This window comes from Kineococcus xinjiangensis (assembly GCF_002934625.1).
Taxonomy (GTDB): Bacteria; Actinomycetota; Actinomycetes; order Actinomycetales; family Kineococcaceae; genus Kineococcus_A; species Kineococcus_A xinjiangensis.
Genome location: NZ_PTJD01000005.1, coordinates 103,456 through 126,380 on the forward strand (window position 1 = coordinate 103,456; position 22,925 = coordinate 126,380).

Genomic DNA, 22,925 nt, shown 5'->3' on the forward strand with positions numbered 1-22,925 from the left:
GAGGCGACGTGCCCGGACGCACCGCCATCGGCCTCGACATCGGGACGTCGGGCGTGCGCGCTGCCGAGCTCTCCTACGGCAAGCACGGCATCACGCTGGAGAAGTTCGGGCAGGTCGCCCTCGCGGAGGGCGCCGTCCAGGACGGCGAGGTCATCGACGTCCCCCTGGTCGTGGACGCGCTCAAGACCCTGTGGAAGGGCAGCGGGTTCAAGGGCAAGGACGTCGCTCTCGGCGTGTCCAACCAGCGCGTCGTCGTCCGCCAGGTCGACCTGCCGTGGCTGCCGCCAGCTGAGTTCAAGGCCGCCCTGCCGCTGCAGGTGCAGGGCCTGCTGCCCATGCCCGTGGCCGACAGCGTCCTGGACTTCCACGCCACCGAGGAGCTGAACGAGGGCGGCCAGCGCACGCTGCGCGGCCTCCTCGTCGCGGCGTCCCGGGCGATGGTGATGTCCAACGTGCGGGCCGTCCAGGCGGCCAGGCTGCGGCCGAAGTCCGTCGACCTCACGCCCTTCGCGGTGCTCCGCTCCGTGGGCCGCCCCCACTCCGACGTCGCCGTCGAGGCGCTCATCGACATCGGCGCCCGCGTCAGCAACCTCGTCGTCCACGCCGCCGGCGTGCCGCGCTTCGTCCGCGTCCTCCTCATGGGGGGGCAGGACGTCACCGACGCCATCGCCGAGCGCCTCGGCATGCCGGGCGCCCTCGCGGAGGGCATCAAGCGCCAGGCCGTCGAGGACGTCGAGCAGCGCGACCTCGAACTCGCGTGGCACTCCATCGACGTCTCGATCGACGTGCTCGTGGACGAGATCCGCAGCTCCATCGCCTACTACTCCGCGTCGAACCCCATGTTCCCCGCAGAGCGCATCGTCCTCACCGGCGGTGGCTCCCTCCTCGACGGTGTCGCGGACCGCCTCGCCGAGGTGACCCGTCTGGAGGTCGTCGCAGGTGACCCCATCTCCCCGCTGCACATCGGCCGCACCGGTCTGGACGAGGACCAGCTGCGCCACGTGCAGCCCCTGGCCGCCGTGCCGGTCGGCCTCGCCCTCGGAGTGATCGCATGAGCATGCAGACCCTCGAGACGCTGACGACGCACACCCGCGTCGCCAGGGTCGACCTCCTCCCGCCGGAGATCGAGGAGGGGCGCCGCTTCAACCGCCTCCGCGCCGGGCTGGCCCTCGGGCTGGTCGGCGTCCTCGGCATCGCCGGTGCCGCCTACGCCATCACCCTCGGGCACGTCGACCGCGCCGGGGAGGCCCTGGCGGCGGAGCAGGCGCGCACCTCCACCCTGCAGGCCGAGCAGGCCAAGTACGCCGAGGTCCCGAAGATCCTCAGCGAGATCGAGGCGGTCGAGCGGCTCCATGCGGATGCCACCGCCTACGACATCGCCTGGTACGGCTACCTCGACTCCATCGCCGGCAGCGCCCCGGAGAAGGTCGCGCTCAAGTCGCTGACGTTCACAGTCACCCCGCCGTCCCTCACGAATCCGCCGGACGCCGCTGCCGCGAACCCGCTCGCCGTTCCCGGCGTGGGCACGGTCGACATCACCGGCGAGACGACGTCGCAGGAGACCGTCGCCGCGTGGATGGACAGTCTCGGCGCCATCCCCGGGTTCTCCCAGCCGGCGCTGTCCAGCTCCGCCTTCGCGAAGGAGACCGGGCTCGTCACCTTCGTCACCTCCGCCACCGTGACCGACGACGCGCTGCTGCGCAAGCAGTGACCCGAGAGACGATGGGGCCAACCTCATGACCAACTCCAAGCCCAGGATGTGGGTCGCCGGAACGGGCGTCCTCGCAGTCCTCGTCCTCGTCGCGACGTGGTTCCTGCTCGTCTCGCCCAAGCGGGCCGAGGCTGCCGCGCTGGCGGAACAGCGCGCTGTGCTGCAGAGCACCAACGACACGTTCGCCAACCGGACGGCGACCCTCAAGGCCCAGTTCGAGACCCTCGACGGGCAGCGGGCCAAGCTCGCCCTGATCCGGGAGACGCTGCCCGCCGAGACCGAGGTGCCGGCCCTCCTGCGCCAGCTCGAGGGCTACTCCAAGTCCACCGGGGTGGTGCTGCTGAGCATCACCCCCGGCGCGCCCGTCGCCGAGGCGGCCCCGGCCGCGCCCGGCGCCGCTCCCGCCGCTGCTCCCGGCGCCGCACCGGCGCCGGCCCCCGCTGCGGGGTCCACGGCCGCCGTGTACAGCCTGCCGCTGACGGTCACGACCGCCGGGTCCTTCGCGGAGACGGAGCTCTACCTCAAGAACCTCCAGGCGGACATGAAGCGCTTCTTCCTCGTGGAAAACCTGGCGCTGTCGTTCGACGAGCAGGCTGACACGACGGCCACGGGTGCCTCCGCTCCCGGGATCAGCGCGACCATCACGGGGAGGATCTACGTGCTGCGCACCGACACGGGCGCCAAGCCCGCCACCGCGCCCGCCACCCCGGAGGTCGCCGACACCACCACAGACGCAGAGACGGTGAGCTGATGGACCAGCAGTTCTCCGGGTTCGGCGCGCCCGACGCGCACCCGGCCCCCGACACGACCCTCGCCCCCGGCGAGGAGGTCAAGGCCGGTGACGGCCGCGCCCTGCGCGCCATCCTCGCCGGCGCGGCCGCCATCACCGTCCTCGGCGGCGGTGCGCTCGGGTTCTTCTGGCTGAGCACCCCGCCCACCGTCGAGACCGTCACCGGCGGCACCGCGGGCACCCGCATCGTCCCGCCGGTGGCGCAGTCGACGGGGACGCCCACCGCCGAGGGTCTCGGCTGGTCGGTGAGCAAGCGCGACGTCTTCAAGCCCCTCGCCACCCCGGCGGCGGTGACGTCGTCGACGTCCCCGACGTCCTCGGGCGCTGGACCGCTGGCTCCCGTGCCGGGGATCCTGCTCCCCACGCTCGCGCCGCAGCCCACCAGCCCGGCCCCGGTGGACCCCGACCCGGCCAAGACCGCGAAGCCCGCCCCGACCGGCACCCAGGCTCCCGCGCCGAAGCCGTCGACCCCCGGGGCGCCCATCCCGGTGCCGTCCAAGTCGACGGCACCGGCCTGGGAGGTCTCCTCCTACACCTACCTCGGGCCGCGGGACGAGGAGGACGGCGAGGGAGGTGACAGGTCGAACTTCACCGTGGCCCCGCACGAGGTCGACGACGGCTACGCCAAGAACCTGGGCTACTACGTCTACATCGCACCCGGCGACAGGCTCTACCCGGCTGCCGTCACCTTCCAGGAGGAGAAGGACGGATCCGCGTGGATCACCTCCGACCGCGGGGTGGCGCAGGGCTGGATCGTGCCGGCGAAGAAGAAGGTGCCCGCCACCGCCATGGGGAAGACCAGCGGAACTGTGCGGCTCGTCGGCAAGCGCAACGAGAAAGCCTACTACGTCCAGGTGGACCGGGGGCCCTCGAAGCTCTACGAGCTCACCCAGAAGATCGAGGGCACCCCCCTCACCCTCGAGAGCGTCGGAACGGCTCTCGACACCGTCCGGTTCACGGACGCCGACGGAGTCACCTACTACGGCCCTGTCGGAGCCGGCGAGACCGACGGCGTCACCTTCTGACGCACGGCTCCGCCCCCATCGGGGCGGAGCCCGCCCACCGCTCTGATCCTGGCGCCCGCCACCCACCTGCTCTTCCCGGAGGCACCCGATGTCCCGCCCCACCACCCGACCCGGCCGGCGCGCGGCCGCCGCGGCCGTCGTCGCCGCGGCGGCCGTGACCGCCCTCGCGGTGCCCGCGGACGCCAGCCCCATCCGTGCGCACTCCCTGTTCGGTGCGGACCGCTACCTCACCTCCGTGGTCCTCGAGGACGCGGTGGCCACGGTTCCCGACGGCCCCGTGATGGAGACGGCCTTCGTCGTGACGGGGCAGGACTTCCCTGACGGCCTCGCGGCCGGTGCGCTCGCGGGCTGGCTCCAGGGCAACATCTACCTCTCCCCGAAGGGCCAGCTCACGCAGGAGGTGCGCGACCGCCTCGCGTACCACCGCAACATCGTGCTGGTCGGCAGCGAGGGCGTGCTGGGCCCCGACATCATGACGTGGCTGCGACAGAACACCCGCGCGAACCTGCACCGCATCGAGGGCGGCGACCGGTTCGCGACCGCCGCGAACCTCGCGCTGTGGGCCAACGAGACGGGGCGCTACCCGGGCGGCGCGAAGCACGTCATCCTCGCCACCGGCAGCAACTACCCCGACGCCCTGGCCGGCTCGGCGGTGGGTTCCAAGCTCGGCGCCCCCATGCTGCTGGTCACCCGCGACGGCATCCCCGCGCCCACGGCCCTCGCGCTGAAGGCGCTGGCGCCCGAGCGCATCACCGTCCTCGGCGCCGAGAGCGCCGTCTCCGCCGCGGTCCTGGAGCAGCTCACGGCGATCGCCCCGGCCACGGTGCAGCGCGTCCACGGAGCCGACCGCTACGAGACCGCTGCCGCCGCCGCCCGCGCCTTCTTCACCGCGGAGGACACCAACCTCGCGGTCCTGGTGTCCGGGCACAACTGGGCCGACGCCATCACCGCCGGAGCCTACGCGGGCCGGCGCCGGGCGCCGCTGCTCCTCACTCCGCCGACCTGCGTGCCGCAGTCGGTGAACCTGACGATCGAGGCACTCGACCCCTTCGCCCTCCGGGCCGTCGGCGGCCCGCGCGTCCTCGGCGAGGACGCCCGCCTGCGCACCTCCTGCGAGGCCGGCCCCAAGACCTACCTCGACCAGCTCCCCTGGCCGACGGGCAACGCGCGGTTCCTCTCGGACCACGCCACCATCGACGGCGTGTTCTACCCGCGCTCGGCGTCCTTCGACACCGACCCGCGCAACTCCGAGTACCGCACCTGGAACCTCAAGGGCGAGTACAGCCGCTTCACCGCGACCGTCGGCGTGCTGGACGGCAACACCTCGGGCCTGCGCAGCACCGTCGAGGTCTACGGCGACGAGAAGCTGCTGGCCTCCCGCACGGTCGCCGCGGGCGCGGCCGCCACGTTCGACGTCCCCATCACGGGCGTGGAGAACCTGAAGGTCGTGTCGACGTCCTCGGACCGCACCGCGCTGCACAGCACCGACAACGTCATCTACCTCGGGGACGCGGCCGTCCGCTGACCGGCACCACCCGCCCCTCCCGGGCGGAGCAACCCACCCAGGCCGTGCCGCCGAGAGGCTGCACGACGACTCCCGCGGAGCGGCAGTGAGCACAAGGAAGACGTACGCCAGAACCGCGACGATCGTCGCCATCGGCGCGAGTGTCCTCGCGGGTCACCTCGCCGCGACCGGACCGGCCGTGGCGGCCGCCCCGGCCGCCACGGTGACGCCCAGCCCGACGCCCAGCCCGACGCCGCCGCCGGCACCACCGGAGGAGCGAGCCGTCTACGACGTGCTGCGCGAGGCGGGCGGAGTGCCGGTCGTCTCCGTCCAGCAGGCCGAGCTGCCCGTCGCCGCGGTGCCCGAGAAGAACATCGAGGCGGTGACGCAGGCGCAGCAGAACGCCAAGCTGCTCGACCTGCTCCAGGCGGACGCGAGCGTGAAGGTGTTCTCCAAGCCGCAGGTGCGCAGGCCCGCCCACCACAAGCCGCTGCCCGCGACCACGGATCCGCTGCTGCGCGCCGCCGAGCACCACATCCTGACGCACACCCTGCCCGCCTGGGAGCGCACCACCGGACGGGGGCAGCTCGTCGCCGTCCTCGACACCGGCGTCGACACCACCCACCCCGAGCTCCGCGGTGCCGTCGTGGACGCCCTCGACTTCGCCGAGGGCGCCGCACCCGGCACCCACGGCACGGACATCGCCGCCCTCATCGCGGGCCGCCTCAACAACGGCGTCGCCGCCGCCGGTGTCGCGCCCGATGCATCGCTGCTGTCCGTGCGCGTCTGCCAGGACGACGGGGCCTGCCCCACGTCCGCCATCGCGACCGGCATCGTGGAGGCCGTCGAGGCGGGCGCCGACGTCCTCAACATCTCCGTCGGTGGCGCAAAGCCGAGCGCCGTCGAGCAGTACGCCCTCCGCTGGGCCGTCCGCCAGGGCGCCGTCGTCGTGGCGGCCGCCGGCAACAGCGCCATCGCCTGCGACACCGGGCAGGAGCCCGAGGAGAACAACTGCGGCAACGCCGTGAACTACCCCGGAGGGTACGAGGAGGCCCTGACGGTGACCAGCACCCGCATCAGCTCGCCGCAGGGGCTGCGCTTCGGCGAGGAGACCACCGGCCCGCAGGTCGACCTCAGCGCGCCCGGCCACAAGGTCCGCGCCGGCATCGCGGCGTCCGCGCAGAGCGCCGCCCTCCTCAGCGGCAGCTCCCTCTCCGCGGCCCAGGTCTCCGGAGCGGTCGCCCTCATGCGCGCCGCCGACCCCACCCTCACCCCCGCCCGCGTCGAGCAGGTCCTGCGGCAGACCGCACGGACGAGCTGGCCGCTGGCCGGCCACTCCTACGTGGGATCCGGCCGTGGCGCCGGCCTCGTCGACGTCGACGCCGCCGTCGCAGCCGTTGCCGCCCGCGACACGGTCACCCGGACCGCGTCCGGTGCGGAGTTCCGCCGCAACGACGTCACGGTCACCGTGAAGGGCGCCATCCTCGCCCGCTACGACGCCCTCGGCGCCGAGAAGGGTGCGCTCGGCTGGCCGCTGAGCAACGAGCTGTCCGCGCCGGGCGAGCTGCCCGCCGGCGGCGGCGTCATCAGCCACTTCGAGCGCGGCTCCATCATCTGGAGCCCCGCGACCGGCGCCCGCGTGCTCAAGGGGGCCATCTCCTCGAAGGTCCGCGCCATGATCCAGGAGCAGACCACCGCCAGCGTCCTGCACCCGGCGAAGCGCGCCGACGTCTACCTCGGCTACCCGACGTCGGAGGAGGTCGCCGTGCGCGGCGGCGTCGTCCAGCACTTCCAGGGCGGGCTCGTCTACTGGTCCCCGGCCACCGGTGCGCAGGCCCTGCGCGGCGCGATCCTGGAGCAGTACGGCCGCAGCGGCCACGAGAGCGGCCGCCTCGGCTACCCCGTGACCAGCGAGGTGCTGCTGCCCAAGGGCGCCTTCGCGGCGTTCCAGGGCGGGTCGGTCTACTGGAGCCCCCGCACCGGCAGCCACGTCGTCCTCGGTGCGATCCGGGACAGCTGGGGCTCCACCGGCTGGGAGAACGGGCTCCTCGGGTACCCCGTCAGCGGCGAGTACCCCGTCGCGGGTGGTGTGCGGCAGGACTTCCAGGGCGGCGCACTGGTGTTCTCTGCCGGCACCGGGAAGGTCACCGCCGTCCGCCGCTGACCTCCGCCCCGCGCGACGGGCCCCGTCCAGCACCTCCGGTGCGGGCGGGGCCCCTCGCGTCGTGGCGGCGCACGGATGGTCAGGTGTTCAACGTCACACTCAACCCGAACGGCTGACGCCTCGGCGGCGCCTCCAGTGACCAGCCGCATCGGACGAACCACAAGCATGCCCCTCCTCACGCCACCGACGTCGTGGGAGAAGTCCTCCCCAGCGGTTGCCCTCGACCGCCCTCCCACCTCCGTGGCCGACGCCGGGTTCACCCTCGTCGAGGCCCTCATGGCGATGGTGCTCGGCCTCGCCGTCGTCACCGGCGGCTCCGTCGCCGTCATCGACGTCCTGCGCACCTCGAACTTCACCCACCAGAACGCCCACGCCGCCGACCTGCTGCGCGAGGAGACCGCCGGGGCGCGTGCCCTGCCGTACTCCCAGCTCACCCTGCGCTCCACGGAACTGGCCGGTGACCCCCTCGTTCGCTCCGCCGCCGGAGTGCTCAGGGCCACGGTCGGAGCGGGCACCGACGAGCCCGTCGTCCTCGCGGCCGCCACCCTCCCCGCGATGGCCCACCGTGGTACCGACGCCCACGAGAACACCGCCTATCGCGTCGCCCGGTACGTCACCCAGCCCGCGAACTGCACCTGCCGTCGCTTCAGTGCCCTCGTGACGTGGGAGTCGCGCGGCAAGGAGCACCGGCGCTGGGCCAGCACCCTCGTCGCCGACGTCTACCGCGGCGCCTCGGCGAGCTGGAGCTGGGAGCTCGTGGACGCGAAGGCGCCGGTCCTGTCCGGCAGCACGGTCAAGGTGCCGCTGCTCCTCGCCAACCACGGCAACCGCGACCAGTGGTCCCTCAGCGTCGCGGTCCAGCGCAGCGGCACCGCCGTTCCCGTGGTTGCGCAGTGGCACACCGATGCCGACGGCGACCTGGTGGGGGAGCGCAGCCTCGCCACCGCCGCCGGGCGGGGAGCGAGCGGAACCCAGGAGAGCGGCCAGCGCCTGCAGACGGTCCTGAGCATCCCCCTGCCGGGCCCGGGGACGTACACGGTCACCGCGACGAGCACCTCCACCGTCAACCCCTCCGCTCAGCGCCACACCGTCGTAGAGGTGGTCGTCCCGTGACCCGCCGATCCCACCGCCACGCGGCCCGCGCCCGCATCGCCGGGTTGGGCCGCCCCGACGACCGGGGGATCACCCTCGTCGAGGTGCAGGTCGCCGCGCTCATCGGACTGCTGATGGCCGGGATGGCGTTCACCGCCCTCTTCTCCACCATGCGCGCCGGCGACGGCATCATCGCCAGCAGCGCTCAGTTCGACGCCGGGATGGTCGGCACCGAGCGGCTCGGCGCCGACCTGGAGGACGCCCGCGCGGTCGTCGGCGTCCCCGCCACCGCCACGACCGCCACGGCCGTCACCCTCTGGCTCGACGACAACGCCGACTACATGCGCCAGCCCGGCGAGCTCATCACCTGGAACGTCGACGGCCAGGGCCGCCTCTGCCGCACGGCCGGCTCTGCCGCCGCGCACTGCGTGGGCCTCTCCCGCGAGCGGGCCACCCTCGCCTTCACTTTCGGGCGTGTCCCCTCCACCCTGCGGATCAGCCAGGTCGGGGTCACCCTCGCCCACGGTACCGACGACCCCACCCCCCGGACCTGGTCCGTCGCCCTGGAGAACTCCCATGAGCACTGACGCCACCGCCTCCCGCGCCATCACGGACCCGCAGGGGCGCAGTGCGCCAGCCGGCGAGGACGGCTACGCCCTCCTGGCCACGCTCGGCATCCTCGGCGTCCTGGCGATGCTGCTGCCCGTGTTCTTCCTGGTCGCCGTCCAGGACCTCACCGAGGCCCGGCGCCACCTCGCCGGGGACGCCGGGGACCGGGCGGCACGAGCGGGCGTGCAGGCCGTCGCCGCCCAGATCGCCCTGAACCCGGCCGCGCCGATCGCGTCGTCGACGCTGCCCAGCGTCGCCATCAGCCACCCCGCCTTCTCCGAGACGGCGGGCTGGCAGGACGAGCAGGCGCAGTACGCCTGGGCGCGCGCCACGCTGCTCGCCCAGACGCCCGCGCAGACCTACGTCACGCCCACCGGCAGCTACCGGGTGGTGCAGGCCACCAACAGCCGCGCCGTGTACTCGCTGGGCTGGCCAACCGGGGCCACGCCCGAGTCGGGCACGGTCGTCATGGCCGAGTACGCCCTGCCCCTCTTCCAGGCGCAGGCCGCCCTGCTCACCGGCGCCGACCTGGACGTCTCCGGCAGCTTCGTCACCACCGACACCACCGGCGCCCGCCGTGCCGGAGCGCACAGCAACGCCAACCAGAACGGCAGCAGCAACAGCACCGCCGGCGGCGTCGACGGTCCCGTGACCGCGGTCGGCACCACGCAGCTGCCCGGGGCCGTCGGCGGCCAGGCCGAGATGCCCGTCCCCGTCATCGACCCGCGGGCCCTGCACCAGCGCTACGCGACCCCCTACAGCGCGAACTGGTACGACCTCTGCCCCGACGGCAGAGCCCACCGGCCCCTGCCGGGCGCGGCCCCGTGCGCCCCCGGCACGCCCATCGTCTCGCCGACCCCCGGCAACTGGTCCTACAACTCCGGCACCCGGCAGTGGCGGCAGGGCCAGCCCCCCGCCGGCACCCGCGGCGTGTTCTACGTCTTCCGGGCCGGTGTCGAGGTGAACCACAACCCCAACGGCGGCACCTTCCAGCAGACGATCATCACCGAGTCCAGCGACAACCTCGGGCCGTGCCCGCGGGCCACCGACGGCAACCTCGTCATCAAGCAGGCGGCGGTCGCGGCCTTCCTGCCGGGCCTCACCCTGGTCTCGGGGCGCAACCTCACCATGGACGCCCACGCGCAGGCCGCCAACGGCGCCGTCGCCGCGCAGGAGAGCGTGGTCCTCAGCACCAGCTCCTCCAACGGCATCCTCAACGGCTACGCGGTCGCGCAGAACCGTTGCGGGGGCGTCAACTCCGTGCAGGGCAGCGGGATCGTCTACAAGCCGCACCCGTCGCCGTTCGGCTTCGCCCGACCCCGCCTCACCGCCGAGGTCGTGCTCACCGGGAACTGACGCGCGGGGCCCCTCTCGCACCTCGGGGTGCGGGCGGGGCCCGTGCGCGATGCGGACACCGGTGGTGTGTCGAACATCACACTCCCCCGGGTGGGGGAGGCGTTGCGGCGTCTCCAGTCACCCGCCGCATCGGACGAACCACAAGCATGCCCCTCCTCACGCCGCCGACGTCGTGGGAGAAGTCCGCCGCTGCGGTCCACCCCGACCGCCCTCCCACCTCCGTGGCCGACGCCGGGTTCACCCTCGTCGAGGCCCTCATGGCGATGGTGCTCGGCCTCGCCGTCGTGACCGGCGGCTCCGTCGCCGTCATCGACGCCCTGCGGGCGGCCGACTTCACGCACCAGAACGCCCACGCCGCCGACCTGCTGCGCGAGGAGACCGCCGGGGCGCGTGCCCTGCCGTACTCCCAGCTCGCGCTGCGGACCGCGGAACTGGCCGGTGACCCCCTCGTCCGCTCCAGCGGCGGTGCGCTGCAGGCCACGCTCGGCGGACGCGTCGCCGAGCCGGTCGTGACCGCGGCAGCCACCCTCCCGGCGATGGCGCACCGTGGCACCGACGCCCACGAGAACACCACCTACCGGGTCTCCCGCTACGTCACCCAGCCCGCGAACTGCACCTGCCGCCGTTTCAGCGCCCTCGTCACGTGGGAGCTGCGCGGCAAGGAGCACCGGCGCTGGGCGAGCACCCTCGTCGCCGACGTCGACCGCGGCACCTCGGCGAGCTGGACGTGGCAGCCCGGCGCGGTCCCTGGTGCGACCGGCACGACGGTGGCGGTCCCCTTCCTCCTCGCCAACCACGGCAACCGCGACCAGTGGGTGCTGAACGCCACCGTGCGACGCGGCACCACCACCGTCCCCGTCGTGACGCAGTGGCACACCGACGCCAACGGCGACCTCGTCGGAGAGCGCAGCCTCACGGATTCCCGTGCGACCGGCAGGGGAGCGAGCGGCTCACTGGAGAGCGGCCAGCGCCTGCAGGCGGTCCTGACCGTCCCACTGCCGGGGCCCGGCACCTACACGATCACCGCGACGACCACGTCGACCGTCGACCCCACCGCCACCCGCGAGGCCGCTGTGGAGGTGACCGTCCCGTGAACCGCAACCCCGCCCCTGCCGCGCTCGCCGCGCTGCGACGCCCCGACGACCGGGGGATCACCCTCGTCGAGGTGCAGGTCGCCGCGCTCATCGGCGTGCTGATGGCCGGGATGGCGTTCACGGCCCTCTTCTCCACGATGCGCGCCGGCGACGGCATCATCGCCAGCAGCGCTCAGTTCGACGCCGGGATGGTCGGCACCGAGCGGCTCGGCGCCGACCTGGAGGACGCCCGCGCGGTGGTCGGCGTCCCCGCCACCGTCACGACCGCCACGGCCGTCACCCTGTGGCTCGACGACAACGCCGACTACATGCGCCAGCCCGGCGAGCTCATCACCTGGAACGTCGACGCCCAGGGGCGCCTGTGCCGCACGGCGGGCTCCGCCGCCGCGCACTGCCTGGGCCTCTCGCGGGAGCGGGCGAGCGTCACGTTCACCTTCGACCGCACGCCCTCCAGCCAGAAGATCCGTGAGGTGGGGGTCGCCCTCGCCCACGGCACCGACGACCCCGCCCCCCGGACCTGGTCCGTCGCCCTGGAGAACGCCCATGAGCACTGACACCCCCGCCGCTCCCGACGGCTCGACGGACCCGCAGCAGCGCAGTGCCCCCGCCGGCGAGGACGGCTACGCCCTCCTCGCGACTCTCGGCATCCTCGGCGTCCTGGCGATGCTGCTGCCCGTGTTCTTCGTCGTGGCGGTCCAGGACCTCACCGAGGCCAGGCGCCACCTCGCCGGGGACGCCGGGGACCGGGCGGCCCGCGCCGGCGTGCAGGCCGTCGCCGCCCAGATCTCCGTCGGCTCGTCCGCGGCGACGCCGGCGAGCACGGTGCCCACCGCGGCGATCGTCGCCGCCGGCTTCACCGAGCAGACCGGCTGGACGGACCCGCAGGCGCAGTACGACTGGGCCCGCGCGGTCCTGCTGGCGCAGCCGCCGTCGCAGACCTACGTCACCCCCACCGGCAGCTACCGGGTGGTGCGCACCACCAACAGCCGCGCCGTCTACTCGCTGGGCTGGGCCCCGGACGGCAGTCCCGAGTCCGGCACCCTGGTCATGGCCGAGTACGCGCTGCCGGTCTTCCAGGTGGAGGCCGCCTTGCTCACCGGCACCGACCTCGACGTCCTGGGCAGCTTCAACACCCACGACGCCAGCGGGGCCCAGCGTGCGGGGGTGCACACCAACGGCAACCAGTCCGGACGGGCCATGAGCACCGCTCGCGGCATCGACGGCCGCGTCACCGCGGTCGGCGCGGCGCAACTGCCCGGCGGAGTCAGCGGGCAGGGCGAGATGCCGATCCCCGTGATCGACCCGCGGCTCCTGCACACGACCTACGCCATGGCGAACGTCGCGAACTGGTACGACCTCTGCCCCGACGGCAGGGCCCACCGCCCCCTCCCGGGCGCCGCACCCTGCGCCCCCGGCAGCCCCGTCGTCACGCCGACCCCGGGGAACTGGGCCTACAGCGCGGCCACGAAGACCTGGTCGCAGACCGCGCCGCCCGTGGGGGTCCAGGGGGTGTTCTACGTCTACCGCGCCTCCGCCGAGATCCAGTACGGCGGCGGGGGAGGCACCGCGCGGCAGACCGTCATCACGGAGTCCAGCGACAACCTCGGCTCCTGCCCGCGGGCCGACGACGGTGACATCACCCTGAAGCAGGCCACCGTCGAGGCGTTCCTGCCGGGCCTCACCCTCGTGTCGGGCCGGGACGTGGCCATGGAGGCCCAGTCCCAGGCCGCCGACGGTGCCGTGGCCGCGCAAGAGAGCATCTCGATGCGCACGAGCTCCTCCGACGGGATCAGCAACGGCTACGCCGTGGCGCAGAACCGCTGTGGCGGCACCAACCTCGTGCAGGGCAGCAGGATCGACTACGAGCCGCACGCCTCGCCGTTCGTCTCCGCCCGTCCCCGCCTCACCGCCGAGGTCGTGCTCACGGGGAACTGACCCCCGCCGCGGCCGTGGTCGCGGAAAAGGCCGGCCCGCACCTCACGGTGCGGGCCGGCCCGTGGCGTCAGGACGCCGGCACCGACCGCGCGTCCTCCACGGGCGCGCCCGTCGCCGCCACGACCTCCTCGTAGGTCACCCCGTCGGCGAGCTCCACGAGGCGGAACGCGCCGTCCTGCACGTCGAGGACGGCCAGGTTCGTGATGACCCGCGACACGACGCCCTTGCCGGTCAGGGGCAGGGTGCACTCGGGCAGCAGCTTCGCCTCCCCGGTGCGGGTGGTGTGCTCCATGATGACGATGACGCGGCGGGCGCCGTGGACGAGGTCCATCGCCCCGCCCATGCCCTTCACCATCGACCCCGGCACCATCCAGTTCGCGAGGTCGCCGTTCGCCGAGACCTGCATCGCGCCCAGGACCGCCACGTCGATGTGGCCGCCGCGGATCATCCCGAAGCTCGTGGCGGAGTCGAAGAACGCCGCGCCCGGCAGGACGGTGACGGTCTCCTTGCCGGCGTTGATGAGGTCCGGGTCGACCTGGTCCTCGTAGGGGTACGGCCCGACGCCCAGGATGCCGTTCTCCGCGTGCAGGACGACCGAGCGCCCGTCGGGGATGTAGTTGGGGATGAGGGTGGGCAGGCCGATGCCGAGGTTCACGTACTGCCCGTCGTGGATCTCCTGCGCGGCGCGCGCGGCGATCTGCTCCCGGCTCCAGCCCATCAGGCGCTCCCCTCCGAACCGGCTCCGGCACCCGCGCTGCCGTCCCCGGGGCGCTCGCGCACGGTGCGCTTCTCGATGTCCTTGTGCGCCACCTGCTCGGGGGTGAGGGCGACGACGCGCTGCACGTACACGCCGGGCAGGTGCACGGCGTCCGGGTCCAGTTCGCCCGGCTCCACGAGGCGCTCGGCCTCGAGGATGGTGATGCGCCCGGCGGTGGCGGCCGGCGGGTTGAAGTTGCGGGCGGAGGCGTGGAACACGGCGTTGCCGTGCCGGTCGGCGACCGCGGCGCGCACCAGGGCGAAGTCGGTGGTGATGGACTCCTCCAGCACCATCTCCTTGCCGCCGATGGTGCGGACCTCCTTGGCGGGGGAGGCGGTGCGCACGGTGCCGTCGGTGTGGTACCGCCACGGCAGGCCGCCCTCGGCGACCTGGGTGCCCACCCCGGAGGGGGTGAAGAACGCGCCGATGCCGGCGCCGCCCGCTCGCAGCTTCTCCGCAAGGGTGCCCTGCGGGGTGAGCTCGACGTGCAGCTCCCCGGAGAGGTACTGGCGGGCGAACTCCTTGTTCTCGCCCACGTAGGAGGCCACGACGCGGACGATGCGCTGGGCGTCCAGCAGCAGCCCGAGCCCGTGCCCGTCGGTGCCGCAGTTGTTGGAGACGACGGTCAGGTCGTCGGCGCCCTGCTCCAGCAGCGCCTCGATGAGCACCCAGGGGATGCCCGACAACCCGAATCCGCCGACCGCGAGGCTCGCGCCGGACGGGATGTCCGCCACCGCCTCCGCCGCGGACGGCACGACCTTGTCCATCACCGCTCCTCCTCTGTCTCGGCGCCACCGGCGCCGGGTGGTCCCGCGGCGCCGGGTGCGGTGCCGCGGGAGGGTTCCCCGTCCAGGATCTGCTGGGCGAGGGCGAACGCTCGGTTGGCGGCCGGGACGCCGGCGTAGACGGCGCAGTGCTGCAGCACCTCGCCGATCTCCGCGGCCGTCAGGCCGTTGCGCAGGGCGGCGCGCACGTGCATGCCGAGTTCGTGCTCCTGCCCGAGGGTGGTGAGCACGGCGAGGGTCACCATGCTGCGGGAGCGGCGGTCCAGGCCGGGCCGCTGCCACAGATCGCCCCAGGCGTAGCGGGTGATGAAGTCCTGGAACCCCGCCGTGAAGGCCGTCGTCCCGGCCACCGCCGCGTCGACGTGGGCGTCGCCGAGGACCTCCCGCCGGGTCCGCATGCCCGCCGCGTGCCGCTCCGCGTCCGTGCGGGGCAGCCCCCGCGGGGAGCCGCCCTCGACCGCGAGGACGTGGCCGGTGATGAGCTGCGTCGCGGTCTCCGGGTGCTCCAGGGGGAGGACGTGGGCGGCGTCGGCGACGACCTCCAGGCGCGCCGAGGGCACCGCGTCGGCGATGGCCCGCAGGTGCTCCGGCGGCGTGGCCGGGTCGTCCGCCCCGGCCACGGCGAGCACCGGCACGTCGATGCGGGGCAGGTCGCCCGTCAGGTCCATCGCCGCCACCGCCTCGCAGCAGCCCGCGTAGCCGGTGTCGTCGGTGCCCTCCACCATCGCCCGCAGCGACGCCACCAGGTCGGGGTGGCGGCGGGCGAAGGCGGGGGTGAGCCAGCGGCCCACGACGGTCTCGGCGACCGCCGCGGTGCCCGACTCCCGCACGAGCTGCGCCCGCTCCCGCCAGGCCTGCGCCGGTCCGAGGCGCGCGGAGGTGCAGAACAGCACGAGGCTGCGCACCCGCCGCGGCTCCCGGGCCGCCAGCCGCATCGCCACCATCCCGCCGAGCGAGACCCCCGCGACGTGCACGGGCGGGGCGTCCAGGGCGTCCAGGGTGGCCACGACCGCGTCGACGAGGTCGTCGAGGGCGTAGGGGCCCTCCGGTGCGGGGGAGGAGCCGTGACCGGGCAGGTCCAGACGCAGCACCCGGAAGCGCCGGGCCAGCACCGCCACCTGCGGTGCCCACACCTGCAGCGGTGAGCCGAGCGAACCCAGCAGCAGCAGGGTGGGGGTGCCGGCCGTGGCTGGCAGCGGCTCGTCGAGCTGGTGGTGCAGCAGCCCCGGCGCCGGCGCGCTCACGCCCCGCCACCCGCGTCGGCACGCCGGGTACCGCCCCGCGGCATCCCACCGGGCAGCACGCCGGAGCGGCGGGCGACCACCTCGTCGACCATGCGCCCAGCCTGCAAGGCCGCGGCTGCGGTGTCCACGTTGCCTCCATCACGTTCCCAGCCCCGCCGCAGCTCCACGGGCTGCGCGTCGAGGGTGCGTCGCATCGCCGCGGCGTCCACCTCCAGGGAGGCGAGGCAGTCGCGGATCCAGTGCGCCGCGGAGCCGGTCACCCGCAGCAGGTCGGAGAGGGCCTCCCACTCCGCGTGCCAGGCGCCGGCCGCGCGCTCGTGCTCCTGCTCCATCGCCGCGAACAGCGTCGCCCCCAGGCCGGGCGCACGCCGGGCGCAGGCCCGGGCGGTGACCGCGGCGACCGGGTTGGCCTTGTGCGGCATGGACGAGGACCCGCCCCGCCCGGCGGCACCCTCCCGGACCTCCCCGACCTCCGTCTGCGCCAGCAGCAGCACGTCCACCGCGACGGTGGCCACCGCCCCGGCCGCCGTGCACAGCGCCCCGGCGAGGTCCGCCACCGGCAGCCGCACCGTGTGCCACGGGCCGGGGGCGTCGGCCAGCCGGAGGCGCCGCGCCAGCGCGGAGCGGATCGCCTGCCCCCGCTCCGGGGTGCCGGAGAGGGTGCCGACCGGACCGGCGTACTGCACCGGCAGGGCGGCGACCACGACGCCGAGCCGCGCGCAGGCGCCGTCGAGGGCGCTCGCCCACGTGGCGGCCTTGAGCCCGAACGTCGTCGGCAGTGCCGCCTGCAGCAGCGTCCGGCCCAGCAGGGGAGTGCCCGCGTGCTCGCCCGCCAGCGCCAGGCAGGTGCCGACGGCGGCGTCGAGGTCGCCGGTCAGCGCTGCCACCGCGCGCCGGGCCACCAGCACCATGGCGGTGTCCAGCACGTCCTGGCTCGTCGCCCCCAGGTGCACCCAGCGCCGCTGCTCCTGCGGCACCAGCGCGCGCAGCGCGGGCACCAGCGGCACGACGGGGTTGCCGCTGAGCGCTGAGGCCGCCACCACGTCCGCGGGGGAAACCCTCCCGCCGGCCAGGGCCGAGCGCAGCGTCGCAGCCACCGCGGCCGCCTCCGCGGCGGGCACCGCCCCGGCGTCGGCGGCGGCGAGGACGAGTTCGGCCTCCACCTCCACCAGCGTCGCGAACCAGGTCCCCGCGTCCACCAGCCCCGCCACCTCGCCGGCACCGAACTGCGCGTCGAAGAGGGAGGCCGGCCCGCTCGTCACAGGCGGAAGAACGCCGTCTCACCCTCGCCCTGCAGGACCACGTCGAAGACGTAGCCGCCCTCGGCGGGGCGGGCCAGCAGCGTTCCCCTCACCTCCTCCGGCAGGCTGCGCAGCACCGGGTCCTCGGCGTTGGCGGGCTCCTCGTCGGCGAAGTAGATCCGCGTGACGAGCCGGTCCAGCAGTCCGCGCGCCATCACGGTGACGTCCAGGTGCGGAGCCTGCGCGCCGCCGTCGCCGTCGGGCACCTGGCCGGGCTTCACCGTGCGGAACCAGAACCGGCCCTCGGTGTCGGTGAGGCAGCGGCCGTACCCGCGGAACCCGGGCACCACCACCGCACCGCGGGGGTCGTCGGGGTGGTCGAAGCGGCCGTCCGGATCGGCCTGCCAGATCTCCAGCATCCCGTCCGGCACGGGATCCCCGGCGCCGTCGCGCAGGGTTCCGCGCAGCAGGAACGCGCCGGGCAGGCCGGCGGTGGCGATCTCCGGCCCGTCCGCCCAGGTGAGCCCGATCGCCAGGTAGGGACCGACGGTCTGCGAGGGGGTGAGGGCCAGCTTCGCCGCGTCCGGCCCGTCGCCGCCGCGGGCCACCGTGGTGCTCACGCGTGGTCCTCCTCGTGGTCGGGGTCCTCGAACGGGGTGGCGGCGTCGCCGCGCAGCACGATGTCCCACTCGTAGCCCAGGGCCCAGTCCGGTTCCGTGGCGTTCCAGTCGAAGCGGCTCACCAGTCGCTGCACGCCCTTCGGATCCGGGATGGAGCGGATCATCGGGTCCTGGGCGAAGAGGGAGTCGTCGGGGAAGTACATCTGCGTCACCAGGCGCTGCGTGAACGCCCGGCCGAAGAGGGAGAAGTGGATGTGCGCCGGCCGCCAGGCGTTGGGGTGGTTCCGCCACGGGTAGGCGCCCGGCATGATCGTGGTGAACCGGTAGCGGCCCTCGCCGTCGGTGGTGGTGCGCCCCACCCCGGAGAAGTTCGGGTCCACCGGACTGGGCCAGCGGTCCAGGTCGTGGCGGTAGCGACCGCCGGCGTTGGCCTGCCAGACCTCCACCAGCGCGTCGGGGACGGCGCGCCCGTCGGAGTCGAGGACGCGCCCGTGCACGACGATGCGCTGGCCGATGGGTTCGCCCTCGTGCTGGCGGGTGAGGTCGTCGTCGTGGACGGCGGGGCGGCGGTCGTCGAGCACCGGTCCGGTGACCTCCGTGAGCCGCTGCGGCAGGTCGAACGGCGCCCGCAGCGGGTGGCGCAGGACGGTGCTGCGGTAGTCCGGGAAGTCGTGCGGCGGGTGCGCGCCCGCGGGGACGTCCTCGTAGCGGCGCAGCACCAGCAGCCGGGGACCCGCGCCGCCGTCGCGCCGCTGGGGTCCGGGAACCGGGCCCCGCGGGGAACCCGTGGGGGGACCCTGGGGTGAACTCTGCGCCGTGCTGGGGGTGGAGCTCACGGCGTCCTCCTCTCCGTCGAGGGTCAGGGGGGAAGTGTGGGGGAGTGCGCTCAGGCGTGCAGGACGACCGCGAGGCCCTGCCCGACGCCGATGCAGAGGGTGGCCAGACCCCAGCCGCCGCCGCGGGCGCGCAACTGCCGCGCCAGGGTTCCGATGAGGCGCGTTCCGGAGGCCCCCAGCGGGTGCCCCAGGGCGATCGCCCCGCCGCAGCGGTTCAGCTTCTCCGGGTCCAGGTCCGGCCAGCCGCGCAGGCACGCCAGGCTCTGCGCGGCGAACGCCTCGTTGAGGTCGACGAGCGCGAGGTCGTCCCAGCCGATGCCGGCCCTCGTCAGCGCCCGGTTCGCGGCCTCCACCGGGGCGGTGCCGAAGACCTGCGGGTCGCAGGCGGAGGACGCCGAGGCCACCAGGCGCGCCAGGGGTTCCACCCCGAGGCGGGCGGTGGCCTCCTCACCGGCGAGCAGCACCGCACTGGCGCCGTCGGTCAGCGGGGAGGAGTTCCCCGCCGTGACGGTCCCACCGGCGCGGAACGCCGGCTTCAGCCCCGCCAAGGTCTCCACCGTCGTGCCCGGGCGCACCGCCTCGTCGCGCACGAGGTCCGTCCCCGGGACGGGCACCACGTCCTCGGCGTGCACGCCGCCGTCCCACGCGGCCGCGGCGAGGCGGTGGCTGCGGACGGCGAATTCGTCCTGCTCCTCCCGGGAGATGCCGTGGAGGTCGGCCAGGTGCTCGGCGCTCGCACCCAGCGAGATCGTCCACTCCTGCGGCATCGCGGGGTTCACCAGGCGCCAGCCGAGGGTCGTGGAGACGAGTTCGGCGTCGCCCGTGGGGAACGGCCGGGCCGCCTTCGGCAGCACCCACGGCGAGCGGGTCATGGACTCCACCCCGCCGGCGAGCACGACCCCGGCCTCGCCGAGGGCGATCTGCCGGTAGCCCTGGATCGCCGCCTCCATGCTGGAACCGCAGAGTCGGTTGACCGTCACGCCCGGCACGGAGGTGGGCATCCCGGCCAGCAGTGCCGCCATCCGGGCGACGTTGCGGTTCTCCTCGCCGGCGCCGTTGGCGTTGCCGAGCACGACCTCGTCGACGCTCGCGGGATCCAGATCCGCGTTGCGCTGCAGCAGGACACGCAGCACGTGGGCGGCGAGGTCGTCGGGCCGCACGCCGGCCAGGGCCCCGCCGTACCTGCCGAAGGGGGTGCGCGCGGAGTCCAGGACGTACACGCCCGCGCCCTTCATCGTCGTCCCCGTGGGCATGGCGCCCCTCCCGTCGTCGGTGCTGCCGCGGGTCCTGCGCTCCCCGCTGCCATGATTGCCGGATGCAGAGCCCTGGCGACGACCTCGTGCCCGCTGACGCGGGGACGGGGGTTTCCCGCCCCGTCGGCGACGAGGCGGAGGCGGTCACCAGCGAGCGGTTCGTGCAGTCCCTGGCGCGCGGGCTGGCGGTCATCCGCGCTTTCGGCCAGGACCGCCAGGAGTTGTCGCTGAGCGACGTCGCCCGCCGTGCGGAGGTGTCCCGGGCGAGCGCGCGGCGGCTGCTGCTGACGCTGGAGCACCTGGGCTACGTCCGCGGCAACGGCCGCACGTTCGCCCTCACGCCGCTGGTCCTGGAACTGGGCCACAGCTTCCTCTCCGGCCTGGGCCTGCCGGAGGTCGCGCAGCCGCACCTGGAGAGGCTGTCCCGCGCGCTGGGGGAGTCGAGTTCCGCCTCGGTCCTGGACCGAGGCGACATCGTCTATGTGGCGCGGGTCCCCACCCGGCGGATCATGACGGTGGGCATCACCCTGGGCACCCGCTTCCCGGCGCACGCGACCTCCATGGGCCGGGTGCTGCTCGCGGGGCTCCCGCCGGCCGAGCTGCGGCGCTACCTGGAGGAGACGCCGCTCGTCGCGTTCACCCCGCGCACCGTCGTGGACCCCGCCGAGCTGGAGCGGCACCTGGAGGAGGTGCGCGGGCAGGGCTGGGCGCTGGTCGAGGGGGAGCTGGAGCCCGGTCTGCGCTCGGTGGCCGCTCCGGTGCGCAACACGCGGGGGGAGACGGTGGCCGCGCTGAACGTCTCCACGCAGGTGGCGGGGACCACGGGGGACTCCGTGCGCGAGCGGCACCTGCCGGAGCTGCTGCGCGCCTGCGCGGAGGTGGGCCGGGAGCTGGCCCTCGTCCGCCCGGACGCGGCACGCGTGGAGTTCCCCTAGGGACCGCCGGGAGGACCGCCGCACCGCATCTCCGTTCGCTAGGCGAACGCATGTTCGCTGTACGGATCGACTGTAGGTCGGTGCGCGCAGGCGGTCAACCGAGCCGACCCGGCCGCTAGGGTCGGGTCCCCCGCACGGCGCACGACCGCGCCGCGACGCGGGTCGAGCAGCCGGAGGTTCCCGGCAGGAACGCGGAGGGGAGCCCACGTGATCGTGCTCGTCGGCTTCATGGGCGCGGGCAAGACCACCGTCGGGCAGCTCCTCGCCGAGCGGCTGCAGCTGCCCTTCACCGACACCGACGCCGTCTGCGAGCAGCGGGCCGGCCGCCCCGTCGGCGACGTCTTCGCCACCGAGGGCGAGGAGGCCTTCCGCGACCTCGAGCAGCGCGCCGTCGCCGACGTCCTGGCCGGCCCCGAGGCCGTCGTCGCCCTCGGCGGGGGAGCCTGCGGACGCCCCGCCACCCGCGAGGTCCTCGCCGCCCACACCGTCGTCCACCTCCGCGTCGGGTTCGAGGAGGTCCTGCGGCGCATCGGCGGCGACCCCCTGCGCCCGCTGCTGCACCGCCCCGGCCTGCGCGAGCTGCACGCCGGACGCGCCGCCGTCTACGAGTCGGTCGCCTCCCTCACCGTCGACGTCGACGGGCGCAGCCCCGAGGAGGTCGCCGACGAGGTCCTCGCCCGGCGCTTGGGAGCGACGGCCGCGGGGTAACTCCCGGCGGGGGCCGGGACCGGCCCCCGCGCCCCGGCGCGACACCCACCGCCCAGGAGTCCCGGGTGCCCCCTCGCACCGCACCGTCCCCCCGCGTCCGCCCCGCCGCCCCCGCGCAGGCCCCGAGCGCCCCCGCTGCCGTCGGCGCCTCCCTCGGCGTCGAGGAGGAGTACCACGTCGTGGACGCGGAGACCTTCGCGCTCCTCGACGACGCCCGGCTCAACGCCGACGCCGTGCACGGCGACCTCGAGGGCGTGGACGCCGAGATCGCCACCACGCAGCTCGAGATCGCCACCCCCGTCTGCTCCACGCTGGAGGAGCTGCGCCGCGAGCTCGCCCGCGCCCGGGCCGCCGCAGCCCGGGCCGCCGCGCGCGCCGGCGCCACGGTGCTGGCCGCCTCGACGCACCCCTCCGCCTCCTGGGAGGAGCAGCGCCTCACCTCCCGCCCCCGCTACCTGCACCTGCTGGAGCGCTGGGGGGTCCTGGCGCTGCAGCAGGTCATCTGCGGCTGCCACGTCCACGTCGGCGTGCCGGACGTGGACACCGCCGTCGCCGTCATGGACCGGGTGCGTCCGTACCTGCCCGTCGTCCTCGCCCTCACCGGCAGCTCGCCGTTCCACGAGGGCGTGGACACCGGCTACGACAGCTACCGCACCCAGTGGTTCTCCCGCTGGGCGATCGCCGGCTCGCCCGAGCCCCTCGGCGACGCCGCCACCTACCGCGAGGTCGTCGACGGCCTCACCGTCGCCGGGATCATCGACGACGCCTCCCACCTGTACTGGGACGTGCGCCCCTCGCAGCGCTACCCGACGCTGGAGTACCGCATCGGCGACGTCTGCACGAGCCTCGACGACGCCGTCCTGCACGCGGCGCTGGTCCGGTCCCTGACGCGGGTCCTCGCCGCCCGCGCCCGGGCCGGTGACCCCGTGCCCGCGGTCCGCCCCGAGCTGCTGCGCGCGGCGCGCTGGCGCGCCTCCCGCCACGGAGTGTCCGAGCAGCTCTTCGACCCCCTCCGCCAGGACCTCGTCCCCGCCGCCGTCGCCGTGCAGCGCCTGCTGGGCGAGCTGCGCGACGACCTCGAGCAGCACGGCGAGGACCGGGAGGTCCGCGACCTCGCGGCGCGGGTGCTCGCCCGCGGCACCTCCGCGGCGCGGCAGCGGGAGGTGCTGCACCGCACCGGTGACCCGCAGGAGGTGGCGCGGATGCTCGCCGCGGAGTCGCTGGCGGCCAGCGGGGGGCTCCTCGGCGCGTCGTAGGCTCCTCGCC

22 protein-coding genes are annotated in these 22,925 nt (G+C 74.6%); 15 read left to right on the forward strand and 7 right to left on the reverse strand.

From position 1 onward, the window contains the following. Nucleotides 1–8: 8 nt before the first annotated feature. The 12 genes from pilM (at nt 9) to CLV92_RS08570 (ending at nt 13,280) form a co-directional block, all read left to right on the forward strand. Nucleotides 9–1,055: a type IV pilus assembly protein PilM gene (gene pilM, locus CLV92_RS08515; protein WP_104432387.1), complete on the forward strand. Its 1,047-nt coding sequence runs from the start codon at nt 9–11 to the stop codon at nt 1,053–1,055. Further along, nucleotides 1,052–1,711, forward strand: a complete 660-nt coding sequence (locus CLV92_RS08520; protein ID WP_104432388.1) for a PilN domain-containing protein — start codon at nt 1,052–1,054, stop codon at nt 1,709–1,711. Before pilM ends, CLV92_RS08520 begins: the two co-directional genes overlap by 4 nt. 25 nt (nt 1,712–1,736) lie before the next feature. Further along, nucleotides 1,737–2,462 (forward strand): type 4a pilus biogenesis protein PilO, encoded by a 726-nt coding sequence (locus CLV92_RS20955; protein ID WP_146099464.1) that lies wholly within the window; start codon nt 1,737–1,739, stop codon nt 2,460–2,462. Further along, the gene (locus tag CLV92_RS08530; RefSeq protein WP_104432390.1) at nt 2,462–3,526 is read left to right on the forward strand and encodes a hypothetical protein; all 1,065 of its coding nucleotides are present in this window, start codon (nt 2,462–2,464) and stop codon (nt 3,524–3,526) included. Before CLV92_RS20955 ends, CLV92_RS08530 begins: the two co-directional genes overlap by 1 nt. Nucleotides 3,527–3,614: 88 nt before the next feature. Then, entirely contained in the window at nt 3,615–5,051 is a 1,437-nt protein-coding gene (locus tag CLV92_RS08535) for a cell wall-binding repeat-containing protein (protein WP_104432391.1), read from the forward strand. Between the two features lie 85 nt (nt 5,052–5,136). Continuing rightward, on the forward strand, nt 5,137–7,194 hold the full coding sequence (locus CLV92_RS08540) for a S8 family serine peptidase (RefSeq protein ID WP_104432392.1): 2,058 nt from the start codon (nt 5,137–5,139) through the stop codon (nt 7,192–7,194). 165 nt (nt 7,195–7,359) lie between these two features. Continuing rightward, nucleotides 7,360–8,307, forward strand: coding sequence for a PilW family protein (locus tag CLV92_RS08545; RefSeq protein WP_146099465.1), 948 nt, complete (start codon nt 7,360–7,362; stop codon nt 8,305–8,307). Continuing rightward, nucleotides 8,304–8,873, forward strand: coding sequence for a hypothetical protein (locus CLV92_RS08550; RefSeq protein ID WP_104432394.1), 570 nt, complete (start codon nt 8,304–8,306; stop codon nt 8,871–8,873). The genes CLV92_RS08545 and CLV92_RS08550 overlap by 4 nt, the downstream gene beginning before the upstream one ends. Further along, nucleotides 8,863–10,251 carry a hypothetical protein gene (locus CLV92_RS08555; protein ID WP_104432395.1) on the forward strand — a complete coding sequence of 463 codons (1,389 nt, stop codon included), beginning with the start codon at nt 8,863–8,865 and terminating at the stop codon, nt 10,249–10,251. Before CLV92_RS08550 ends, CLV92_RS08555 begins: the two co-directional genes overlap by 11 nt. Before the next feature lie 146 nt (nt 10,252–10,397). After that, nucleotides 10,398–11,345, forward strand: a complete 948-nt coding sequence (locus CLV92_RS08560; RefSeq protein ID WP_104432396.1) for a hypothetical protein — start codon at nt 10,398–10,400, stop codon at nt 11,343–11,345. Further along, on the forward strand, nt 11,342–11,899 hold the full coding sequence (locus CLV92_RS08565) for a hypothetical protein (RefSeq protein WP_104432397.1): 558 nt from the start codon (nt 11,342–11,344) through the stop codon (nt 11,897–11,899). The genes CLV92_RS08560 and CLV92_RS08565 overlap by 4 nt, the downstream gene beginning before the upstream one ends. Next, the gene (locus CLV92_RS08570; RefSeq protein ID WP_104432398.1) at nt 11,889–13,280 is read left to right on the forward strand and encodes a hypothetical protein; all 1,392 of its coding nucleotides are present in this window, start codon (nt 11,889–11,891) and stop codon (nt 13,278–13,280) included. The genes CLV92_RS08565 and CLV92_RS08570 overlap by 11 nt, the downstream gene beginning before the upstream one ends. Nucleotides 13,281–13,347: 67 nt before the next feature. On the opposite strand, the gene CLV92_RS08575 is transcribed toward CLV92_RS08570, so the two are convergent. The 7 genes from CLV92_RS08575 to CLV92_RS08605 form a co-directional block, all read right to left on the reverse strand. Continuing rightward, complete coding sequence (locus CLV92_RS08575) at nt 13,348–13,998, reverse strand: CoA transferase subunit B (protein ID WP_104432399.1); 651 nt, start codon at nt 13,996–13,998, stop codon at nt 13,348–13,350. Further along, the gene (locus tag CLV92_RS08580) at nt 13,998–14,804 is read right to left on the reverse strand and encodes a CoA transferase subunit A (protein WP_104432400.1); all 807 of its coding nucleotides are present in this window, start codon (nt 14,802–14,804) and stop codon (nt 13,998–14,000) included. The genes CLV92_RS08575 and CLV92_RS08580 overlap by 1 nt, the downstream gene beginning before the upstream one ends. Continuing rightward, entirely contained in the window at nt 14,804–16,066 is a 1,263-nt protein-coding gene (gene pcaDC, locus CLV92_RS08585) for a bifunctional 3-oxoadipate enol-lactonase/4-carboxymuconolactone decarboxylase PcaDC (protein ID WP_104432401.1), read from the reverse strand. The genes CLV92_RS08580 and pcaDC overlap by 1 nt, the downstream gene beginning before the upstream one ends. Then, nucleotides 16,063–17,328: a lyase family protein gene (locus CLV92_RS08590; RefSeq protein ID WP_104432402.1), complete on the reverse strand. Its 1,266-nt coding sequence runs from the start codon at nt 17,326–17,328 to the stop codon at nt 16,063–16,065. The genes pcaDC and CLV92_RS08590 overlap by 4 nt, the downstream gene beginning before the upstream one ends. After that, nucleotides 17,325–17,927: a protocatechuate 3,4-dioxygenase subunit alpha gene (pcaG, locus tag CLV92_RS08595; protein WP_211290981.1), complete on the reverse strand. Its 603-nt coding sequence runs from the start codon at nt 17,925–17,927 to the stop codon at nt 17,325–17,327. Before pcaG ends, CLV92_RS08590 begins: the two co-directional genes overlap by 4 nt. Beyond that, nucleotides 17,924–18,652 (reverse strand): protocatechuate 3,4-dioxygenase subunit beta, encoded by a 729-nt coding sequence (gene pcaH / locus CLV92_RS08600; RefSeq protein ID WP_104432558.1) that lies wholly within the window; start codon nt 18,650–18,652, stop codon nt 17,924–17,926. Before pcaH ends, pcaG begins: the two co-directional genes overlap by 4 nt. A 161-nt stretch (nt 18,653–18,813) precedes the next feature. Further along, the gene (locus CLV92_RS08605; protein WP_245886587.1) at nt 18,814–20,016 is read right to left on the reverse strand and encodes a thiolase family protein; all 1,203 of its coding nucleotides are present in this window, start codon (nt 20,014–20,016) and stop codon (nt 18,814–18,816) included. 62 nt (nt 20,017–20,078) lie between these two features. Between CLV92_RS08605 and CLV92_RS08610 the strand changes: the two genes are divergently transcribed. The 3 genes from CLV92_RS08610 (at nt 20,079) to CLV92_RS08620 (ending at nt 22,915) form a co-directional block, all read left to right on the forward strand. Next, the gene (locus CLV92_RS08610) at nt 20,079–20,951 is read left to right on the forward strand and encodes an IclR family transcriptional regulator domain-containing protein (protein WP_104432403.1); all 873 of its coding nucleotides are present in this window, start codon (nt 20,079–20,081) and stop codon (nt 20,949–20,951) included. A 207-nt stretch (nt 20,952–21,158) separates the two neighbouring features. Next, nucleotides 21,159–21,659, forward strand: a complete 501-nt coding sequence (locus CLV92_RS08615) for a shikimate kinase (protein ID WP_211290982.1) — start codon at nt 21,159–21,161, stop codon at nt 21,657–21,659. A gap of 65 nt (nt 21,660–21,724) precedes the next feature. Next, nucleotides 21,725–22,915, forward strand: a complete 1,191-nt coding sequence (locus CLV92_RS08620; protein WP_104432404.1) for a carboxylate-amine ligase — start codon at nt 21,725–21,727, stop codon at nt 22,913–22,915. Nucleotides 22,916–22,925 lie beyond the last annotated feature (10 nt).